This window comes from Pseudomonadota bacterium (assembly GCA_039196715.1).
In the GTDB taxonomy this organism is placed as follows: domain Bacteria; phylum Pseudomonadota; class Gammaproteobacteria; order CALCKW01; family CALCKW01; genus CALCKW01.
The window spans coordinates 1-8,027 of sequence record JBCCUP010000124.1 but is presented as its reverse complement, the minus strand read 5'-3'; the positions used below and the strand labels follow the sequence as shown (position 1 = coordinate 8,027).

Here is an 8,027-nt window from a genome sequence, read left to right as displayed (position 1 = left end):
CGGAATACGGGTCGAGCGAGCCTGTTGTCCCGATTGCCAGAATCCCGGTTGAACCAGAGGATTTTCCGTATGCGGATTCGATTCGGCCCCATGCAATGAAACCAGATAGCGCTTCGTGAATCGCCCCAACGTCATCGCGGCCATGATCGTGGCGTCTCTGTTGGCCGCCGGGTGCGACACGCTGGATGACCTGTTCACACCCACCCCCTTTGAGGCCGGTACCGGCCCGTTGACCGAAGCCGAGCTGGGTTTCTTCATGGCAGAAATGTCGGACACGTTGTCATCCGATGATGTGGCGTGTCTCGCCGAGGAAGCGACGGTGCGGGCTGCCCGCGTCGGTGAGCCGCAGACGCTCGACCCCGCATCGGTGGCGCTCCTGCCGGTAGAGCAATGGTCAGGCTTGGACAACCACGGCAAACGGTTGATCCTGACGCAGGTGCTGATCAACCAGGCCATCGTGCACTGCATTCAGGGCGAAGGTGACTAGCACTTTCTCGCCGGTGGCGCGTCTTGTGGGCGCCAGTACGCCGCTCTAGGTGCCCAGCAGGGCCGGGTCGAAGGGGTAGGTGGTCAGGTTCTCGAAGCCGTCCTCGGTGATCAGCACCTGGTCTTCGAGCTTGATCGAGAAGTCACCGCCTTCGGGGCTGACGAGGGCCTCGACGCACAGCACGGTGCCGGCTTCGAGCGGCTGTTCGAAGGCGCCGTCCTGCCAGCGGTCGGGGTAGGTGACGATCGGCCATTCGTCGCAGAGGCCGACGCCGTGCATCATGCTGCCGTACTTCTGCTTCTGGTACTGCGGGTCGAGCACGTGGCCCTGTTCGCAGAGTTCGCGCGGCGTGATGCCGGGCTTCAACAGCTGCATGTTGTGCTGCATGTGTTCGAGCGCGTGCTGCATCGCGTAGACCATGTCCGGCCGCGGCGCGCTGTCGCCGATCCACCAGGTGCGTGAGATGTCGACGCAGATGCCGTAGCTGCCGATAAGGTCGGTGTCGAAGGCGAGAATCTCGTTGCTCTGCAGTTTGCGCGGCCCGCACTCCTGAAACCACGGGTTGGTGCGGGGCCCCGTGGCGAGCAACCGCGTCTCGATCCACTCGCCGCCACGTTTGATGTTCTCCGCGTGCAGCACAGCCCAGATGGCGTCCTCGGTCATGCCGGGCGCGGTCGCCTCGTGCATCGCGGCGATCGCTTGTTCACAGCTGTGCACGGCGCAGCGCATGGCGTGGATCTCGTCCGGGCCCTTGACCGCGCGCGCCTTCTCGGTGAGCTCTTCGCCGTCCTCGACGGTGAAGCCGCGCGCCTCGAGCGCGCGCAGGCCGTGCACCATGATCTTGTCAACCGCCAGCCGGCGGTTGCCGCCCGCTTGCGCGCGCATCAGCTCGTCGATCTGGCCGACGAAGTCGTGCGATGCCTGTTCGCCGCGGTCGCCGACCGCGAAGTAGAACATCGAGGCGCCGCCGCGCGTCTCGCGCACCAGCGGGTTGTGGTCGGCAAGGAACAGCGCGTTCTTGTAGTCGAAGATCACCATGTAGCCGTCGGCGCACAACAGCACCGCCCGAAACGGGTTGTGCGTGTTCCAGAGCTGCATGTTGGTGGTGTCGGTGGCGTAGCGGATGTTGAGCGGGTCGAATAGCAGCACCCCGCCGTAGTCCCGGTCGACGATGAACTGGGTCAAGCGCCGCCAGCGGTGCTCGCGCAGCGCGGGCAGGTTCGGCAGCGTCAGCCTGGCCTCGGCCCACTCGGCGTAGGCGAGGTCAGTCGGGCCGATGTCGACGCGATCGCCGTCGTTTGACGTGCCGTCGGGCAGGGTGTCGCCGTAGAGGGGTGTGATCTTGCGCGTGTCGCGGTGGTGGGCCATCGCGGAGGTCTGTGGGGCAGCCATCGCCAGAGGGTAGCCCCTGTGGGGCCCGGTGGCAGTGGCTGGCGCGCCGTGGGTGTTGGTAATGCGACGCGCGCGGCCAGCGGCGGGCGGCGAGCTGCGCGCGGCGAGCGGCTAGCGGTGTTAAGTGAACGGTGGGGCAGCGTGTCCCACCGTGGTGCCGCGTGGGGATCGGGGGCAAAACGCGGCACGCGGTGGCAGGTGGTGGCATGCGGTGGGTTTAGGCGGGCCGTAGTGGGGCATGGCGGGCAGTGTGCTGTGGGACGACTTGGCGGTGTGTGGCAGGTCGTCGCACGCGCACGCATAAAGTTTAATGTTGAACTTCTTTCGGTTTTGGTCGATACTGGTTCAACGTTAAATCAAATTAGGCCCTCGCCATGCACCGTCGCCAGTTTCTGACCGTCCTCGGGTCCACCGCCCTGATCGCGTCGCCCGTCCTCTCCGGGTGTGCCACCACCGGTGGCTTGCCGGACCCGGCCACGCCCTGGACGGTGGCCGGCCAGGGCGAGACGCCCGTGGTCCGCGCGCTGTCCTGGGCACTGCTCGCACCCAACCCGCACAACCGTCAGCCCTGGCAGGTGGCCTTGCTCGGCCCGCGCGAGGCGGTGCTCTACGCCGACCCGACGCGCAAGCTGCCCGCCACCGACCCGTTCGAACGGCAGATTACCATCGGCCTCGGCGCCTTCGTCGAGCTGATGCGATTGGCCGCGGCAGAAGACGGCGAACGGCTCGACGTCGACTGGTTCCCCGAGGGCAGCGCACCGACCGGGCTGGACGCGCGTTCGGTGGCACACCTCCGGCTGGTGCCGGGTGCGGCCTCCGCCGACCCGCTCTTTGCCCACGCCGCGGCGCGGCGCACAACGCGCGGCGTTTACCAGGACGATGCTGTTGCGGCGGAGACGGCCGCGGCAGTGCTCGCCGCGGCGGGCGTGCACGGCGGCCAGCGGTGGGGCAGCGCGGTGGACAGTCCGACGGTGGTGTCGCTCAATGACCTCGCGGTGCGGGCCTTCGAGCGCGAGATCGACACCGACGCTGCCTACCTCGAAAGCGCCGAGCTGATGCGCATCGGCCGCCGCGAAATGGCGGAGAACCCGGACGGCATCGCATTGTCGGGCGCGTTCTTCGAGTGGCTGTACCGCTTTCGGTTGATCTCGCACGCGGCGTTGCGCGACCTCGATGGCCGCGGCCGCCAGACCGGGCGCGACATGGCCCAGGAGCTTGCGACCGCGCGCGGGCACCTCTGGCTGGTCACGGCCGGCAACAGCCGTGTCGACCAGGTGATGGCCGGGGCGAGCTACCTGCGGGCGAACCTCGCGGCGACCGGCCTTGGCCTCGCGATGCAACCGCTCAGCCAGGCGTTGCAGGAGTACCCGGAGATGGCCGCCGAGTACGCCGAGGCGCACACCGCGCTCGGCGCATCGGACGGCGAGACGGTGCAGATGTGGGCGCGTATCGGCTACGCCAAAGCCGCAGACCCGGCGCCCCGCTGGGCCCTCGGCACGCGGCTGATCCGCGCCTGAGGTGTGGGCGGTGTGGCGTGTCACCGCGCTGCCGCGGGGTGCCGGACTTCGGTACCCTAGGGCTTTGCTCCCGTGCAGTGCGCCATGAACACCTTTTCCGTGCCAGTCCGCTTCTTCACCGAAGTCGGCATCATCGAGCAGCTGTCGCGCACCTTTGTCGAGCGCCACCTGCCGGACGGCATGACCTCGGCGCAGTTCGGGCTGCTGATGCACCTGACGCGTCAGCCCTCGGACACCACGCACACGCCGCTCGCGCTCTCGCGGGCGATGCAAGTCACCAAGGGCGCGATGACCAACACCCTGCAACGCCTCGATGCGCGTGGCCTGGTGGAGATCACGCCCGACCCGGACGACGGCCGCGGCAAGCGTGTGCGCCTGAACGCCGCCGGGCAAGCGGTGGTGCCGACGATCATCGCGCGGCTGCAGCCGGCCTTCGACGCCATGGCCGCCGAGATCGACCTCGAGCAGGTGGCAGCGATGCTGCCGATGCTGGAGACCGTTCGCACCGTGCTCGATCGAGACGAGTTTCGCGCCATGCAGGTGCCCGACGGGGCCGGTGATTCGGCCGGGTGAATACGTATTCGCCTGTTCAAAGCGGTGCCCAGGGCGTAGGCTCGGGGTGAGTCGAAACCAAGTGGGAGACACCCATGCGCCGGATTCGCACCTGTTTGCTCGCCCTGATCGGGGTCGCAGTGTTTGCCGTTGGCACCGCGCGCGCAGACCAGACCGACCCGAGTCTTGCCAAACTCTTCCTGGCGTTGCACAAGACCGAGGACAACCGCACCGCCGCGGTGCTCACCCAGCAGATCTGGCAGGCGTGGCTCACCGTCGACGACCAGATCGTCTCGGACCAGCTCAACGCCGGCACCGCGCACATGGCGGCCAACCGCTTTGAGGAGGCGCTGTCGTCCTTCGATGCGGTCATCGACGCGCGGCCGGACATCGCCGAGGGCTGGAACAAGCGTGCGACGCTGTATTTCATCATGGGCGACTACGACGCCTCGGCGATGGACATCGCCGAAACCCTGAAACGCGAACCGCGGCATTTCGGCGCCGTGAGCGGGCAGGGCTACATCTACCTGCGGCGCGACAACCACGACGACGCGCTCAAATGGTTCAAGCGCGCGTTGGCACTGAACCCGCACCTCACAGTGATTCGTGCGATGGTGACGCAGCTCGAAGGCGAGGCCACGCAGATCTGAGCCTCGCTCAGCATCGCTTGAGCGGGTAGAGCAACTGCCCGCGGACGCCGCGGGGCGCCGTCCCGGCGCTGATGCCGTCGCGCGCCGGCCGGGCCCGCTCGAATTGCACGGCGGCGCCGAAGCGGTTACTGAGAAAGGCGACCTGCGCGGCGTAGGTGCGGTCGATCGTGGCGCGTTTGCTGCCGTGGTGCCGATGGTGGACGTCCGGCGTGACGACGATGTTGCGCGGCCAGCCGATGTTCACCGAGACGTTCGCGTGGTTGAACACCGCGTGAAAACCGACTGCCACGGTATTGCTGTCGATCGCCGTTGTTGAAAAGCCGGCCGCGTTGCGCGGGATCAGTCCGATCCACACACACGAAAATGCAAGCACGACACGATTGACCGGCCCAGGGTTTCGACGCTGTGGTGGATCGTGCGGATGCGCGAAAGCCCGTGCCAGGCACGCAGCGCACAGTGCCGGCCGGTGCGCGTTGAGGTCCGCGACCACGGGACACGCGGCCGTGGCCGTTGATCAGGCCGAAGGGTGTCCGTGAGGGGCGACAGCTCCCGGGTTGGCGGTGCTGTCGACGCAGTGCCGCAGACCGTGTGCCGCCAGGTTGCGGACCGCCCGCCAAACCCCGCAGCGCTGGACTATTTTCTAACGTGGCGTGGCGGTACGCGCGTGCATCGATGTGCGAACACACTTTTGACGGGTTACTGAGATGAAAACACGGGTTCTGTCGTTGTGCCTGGTTGTGCTGCTGTCCGCCTGCGTGACCGTGGGGTACCAGACGGTGGTGCTGGACGCGCAGTTCGAGAACGGCGCCACGCGGATCGACGCGGTGGCACCGGTCAAGCGGTACCGGGACGAGGTCTTCAACGTGCCGCTCGGGCCCTACCAGGTCGACGCACTCGCGATCGGCGACACCGAGGTGTTGTACTCGGGCCGCGAGGCGGGCCAGGTCGAGCGCAAGGCAACCGTCGACAACACCGGCTGGAACCTCATCCTGAACCAGGCGTTCATCGGCGAGTGGGTCACCTACCGCCAGTACCGCACCGAGGACGAGGTCACGCTGTCCTTCGCGCTCGACACCCCGAGCGGGGAGCGCGTGAACACGCGCTGCGTAGTCAACAACACCGGCCTTGAAAACGAAGAGGCGTCGCGGCTCGAAGTGAGTTCACAGGCCGAGAACACGCCGCGCAACCGCGTGGTGGACTACGGCGAGTGGCTCGCCACGCGGGTGATCTGCACGCTGAGACAGGGCGAGCAGACCTGGTTCCTGCGCACCGTGCAACAGGCCGACCAGCCGCCCAAACTGGACCTCGTCGGCGACGACGAGGTGTTCGCGGTGCGCGTGTTGGACGAGGCGCTGGTCAAACAGCCCTACACCGGCGCGCGCCAGGCCGACGAGCCGGTGTTCGAGGCCACCGGCACCGTGTTGCCCGGCGTCCAGATCGACGGCCGCTCGGGCACAGTGGCAGCTGTCTCGCTCGGCAACGGCAACACCGCGATCTGGCTGGCGGGCACGCTTGATCCCGCTGACGAAGCGCTGCTGGTTGCCGCGAGCTACGTGTGGATCCTGCGTGCGTGGCGGGGTGGGTCGATCTAGTCGGATGGACGGCGCCTGACCCGCCGCCGCGTCGGACAGCCAGCGTGCGCCTGCCGACGGGCGTGGGTGATACCCGGTTACCGGTCGCGGTAGTGATCCAAAATTTTTAGTTTTACTAAAAAATCTTGCACCCGGAGCGGGGGTGTGTTGAAATTTTTAGCATGGCTAAAAAAGCAGACTGCCCACCCGCTGACAGTACCGGGGTCGGCCGTGTGGCACCCAACCTCGGCGAGCGGCTGCGCGCGCGGCGGCGGGAGGTCAAACTCACCTTGCAGGCCGTCGCCGACCGCGCCGGGCTGTCGGTCGGCTTCATCAGCCAGATCGAGCGCGGCATCACCCAGCCGTCGCTCGCATCGCTCGCGTCCGTCGCGCAGGTGCTCGACCTGCCGCTGAGCCACCTGCTGTCGCAACCGGGCGGCGAGCAGCGTTTCACCACTGCCGGTGACCGCCCGGTGTACAGCATCAGCGACGGTGCCAGCCGCTTCGAGCGGCTCTCGTCCGACTTCGTCGGCAACACGGTGCACAGCCTGATCATCCACGAGCCGCCCGGGCACCGCATTGCCCCCATCCGCCACGCGGGAGAGGAGATGCTCTACGTGCTGCGCGGGGCGATCACCGTCGAAGTCGACGGCGACCAGCGCGTTCTGCAGGAAGGGGACTCGGTGCACCACCCCTCGGACTGCGTGCACAGCAGTTGGAACCACACCGACCACGCGGCGACCATTCTGTGGGTCGGCACCTTTGACGTGTTTGGCGGCGATGACACCGTGCCCGCCAGCGGCACGGCACACACAGGAGACGCGATATGAGCCCATCGACACTGAACGACGTGCGCGCGCGCATCGACGCCGCCCACGTCCAGAGCGAAGCCGAGGCGCTGGCGGCGTTGTGCGCTGCCGCGCCGCTCGACGCGGACACGCGCGCCCGCATCTCGGCGCGCGCGGTCGCGCTGGTGCTGCGCATTCGGGCGGCCGAGGACCCGGGTCTCATGGAGGTGTTCCTCGCCGAGTACGGGCTCTCGACCACCGAGGGCGTCGCGTTGATGTGCCTCGCCGAGGCGCTGCTGCGCGTGCCCGACGCCGAGACCATCGACGCGCTGATCGAAGACAAGATCGCGCCGTCGGCCTGGGGCAAACACCTCGGCCAGTCGAGCAGTTCGCTGGTCAACGCGTCCACCTGGGCACTGCTGCTGACCGGCAAGGTGCTGCGCGACGAGGACGAGTCCGGCCTGATCGGCGCACTGCACGGTGTCGTCAAACGCCTCGGTGAGCCGGTGATTCGGGTCGCGGTGGCCAGCGCCATGCGCGAACTTGGCTCGCAGTTCGTGCTTGGCCGCACCATCGAGGAGGCGATGGAACGCGCGGCCCCGTTCGAAGGCAAGGGATACAGCTACTCCTACGACATGCTGGGCGAAGCCGCGCGCACCGAAGCCGACGCCCGCCGCTACCACCTCGGGTACTCCGAGGCGATCAGCGAGCTCGCCAAGGCCTGCACCGCGGACGCGGTGCGCGCCAACCCGGGCATCTCGGTCAAACTCTCGGCGCTGCACCCGCGCTACGAGGTGGCGCAGCGCGACCGCGTCATGGCGGAACTCGTGCCGCGCACCCGCTCGCTCGCCTTGCTGGCAAAGTCTGCAGGCATGGGCTTCAACATCGACGCGGAAGAGGCCGACCGCCTGTCGCTGTCGCTCGACGTCATCGAGGCGGTGGTGTCGGACCCGTCGCTCGCCGGTTGGGACGGGTTCGGCGTCGTGGTGCAGGCCTACGGGCAACGCGCGCCGTATGTGATTGACTGGCTACACGAGCTCGCCACCCGGCTCGACCGCCGGCTCATGGTG

At 67.7% G+C, this 8,027-nt stretch carries 9 protein-coding genes; 7 read left to right on the top strand and 2 right to left on the bottom strand.

Features of this window, described 5'->3' with window-relative positions; translation table 11 throughout:
- Nucleotides 1-142 precede the first annotated feature (142 nt).
- Complete coding sequence (locus AAGA11_22110; GenBank protein MEM9605569.1) at nucleotides 143-487, top strand: hypothetical protein; 345 nt, start codon at nucleotides 143-145, stop codon at nucleotides 485-487.
- A 45-nt stretch (nucleotides 488-532) separates the two neighbouring features.
- Here the strand turns inward: AAGA11_22110 and dddP are convergent, their stop codons facing one another.
- Nucleotides 533-1,855: a dimethylsulfonioproprionate lyase DddP gene (dddP, locus tag AAGA11_22105; GenBank protein ID MEM9605568.1), complete on the bottom strand. Its 1,323-nt coding sequence runs from the start codon at nucleotides 1,853-1,855 to the stop codon at nucleotides 533-535.
- 398 nt (nucleotides 1,856-2,253) lie between these two features.
- Between dddP and AAGA11_22100 the strand changes: the two genes are divergently transcribed.
- From AAGA11_22100 to AAGA11_22090, 3 genes are all read left to right on the top strand, one after another.
- Nucleotides 2,254-3,396, top strand: coding sequence for a twin-arginine translocation pathway signal protein (locus AAGA11_22100; protein ID MEM9605567.1), 1,143 nt, complete (start codon nucleotides 2,254-2,256; stop codon nucleotides 3,394-3,396).
- An 84-nt stretch (nucleotides 3,397-3,480) separates the two neighbouring features.
- Nucleotides 3,481-3,969, top strand: a complete 489-nt coding sequence (locus tag AAGA11_22095; protein MEM9605566.1) for a MarR family winged helix-turn-helix transcriptional regulator — start codon at nucleotides 3,481-3,483, stop codon at nucleotides 3,967-3,969.
- Between the two features lie 74 nt (nucleotides 3,970-4,043).
- Nucleotides 4,044-4,598, top strand: coding sequence for a tetratricopeptide repeat protein (locus AAGA11_22090; GenBank protein ID MEM9605565.1), 555 nt, complete (start codon nucleotides 4,044-4,046; stop codon nucleotides 4,596-4,598).
- Between the two features lie 7 nt (nucleotides 4,599-4,605).
- Here the strand turns inward: AAGA11_22090 and AAGA11_22085 are convergent, their stop codons facing one another.
- Nucleotides 4,606-4,971, bottom strand: coding sequence for a hypothetical protein (locus AAGA11_22085; GenBank protein MEM9605564.1), 366 nt, complete (start codon nucleotides 4,969-4,971; stop codon nucleotides 4,606-4,608).
- A 331-nt stretch (nucleotides 4,972-5,302) separates the two neighbouring features.
- On the opposite strand from AAGA11_22085, the gene AAGA11_22080 reads away from it, so the two are divergent.
- From AAGA11_22080 to AAGA11_22070, 3 genes are all read left to right on the top strand, one after another.
- Nucleotides 5,303-6,190: a hypothetical protein gene (locus tag AAGA11_22080; GenBank protein ID MEM9605563.1), complete on the top strand. Its 888-nt coding sequence runs from the start codon at nucleotides 5,303-5,305 to the stop codon at nucleotides 6,188-6,190.
- Between the two features lie 161 nt (nucleotides 6,191-6,351).
- Nucleotides 6,352-6,999 carry a cupin domain-containing protein gene (locus AAGA11_22075; GenBank protein ID MEM9605562.1) on the top strand — a complete coding sequence of 216 codons (648 nt, stop codon included), beginning with the start codon at nucleotides 6,352-6,354 and terminating at the stop codon, nucleotides 6,997-6,999.
- Nucleotides 6,996-8,027 (top strand): proline dehydrogenase family protein (locus AAGA11_22070; GenBank protein MEM9605561.1); only part of this gene is annotated, 1,032 nt, incomplete at its 3' end. The genes AAGA11_22075 and AAGA11_22070, both read left to right, overlap by 4 nt.

What these genes read in the sequence shown, in the direction of transcription:
- AAGA11_22090 (MEM9605565.1), top strand. Translation starts at nt 4,044, where the DNA reads ATGCGCCGGATTCGCACCTGTTTGCTCGCCCTGATCGGGGTCGCAGTG.
- AAGA11_22100 (MEM9605567.1), top strand. Translation starts at nt 2,254, where the DNA reads ATGCACCGTCGCCAGTTTCTGACCGTCCTCGGGTCCACCGCCCTGATC.
- AAGA11_22075 (MEM9605562.1), top strand. Translation starts at nt 6,352, where the DNA reads ATGGCTAAAAAAGCAGACTGCCCACCCGCTGACAGTACCGGGGTCGGC.
- AAGA11_22095 (MEM9605566.1), top strand. Translation starts at nt 3,481, where the DNA reads ATGAACACCTTTTCCGTGCCAGTCCGCTTCTTCACCGAAGTCGGCATC.
- AAGA11_22110 (MEM9605569.1), top strand. Translation starts at nt 143, where the DNA reads ATGATCGTGGCGTCTCTGTTGGCCGCCGGGTGCGACACGCTGGATGAC.
- dddP (MEM9605568.1), bottom strand. Translation starts at nt 1,855, where the DNA reads ATGGCCCACCACCGCGACACGCGCAAGATCACACCCCTCTACGGCGAC.
- AAGA11_22080 (MEM9605563.1), top strand. Translation starts at nt 5,303, where the DNA reads ATGAAAACACGGGTTCTGTCGTTGTGCCTGGTTGTGCTGCTGTCCGCC.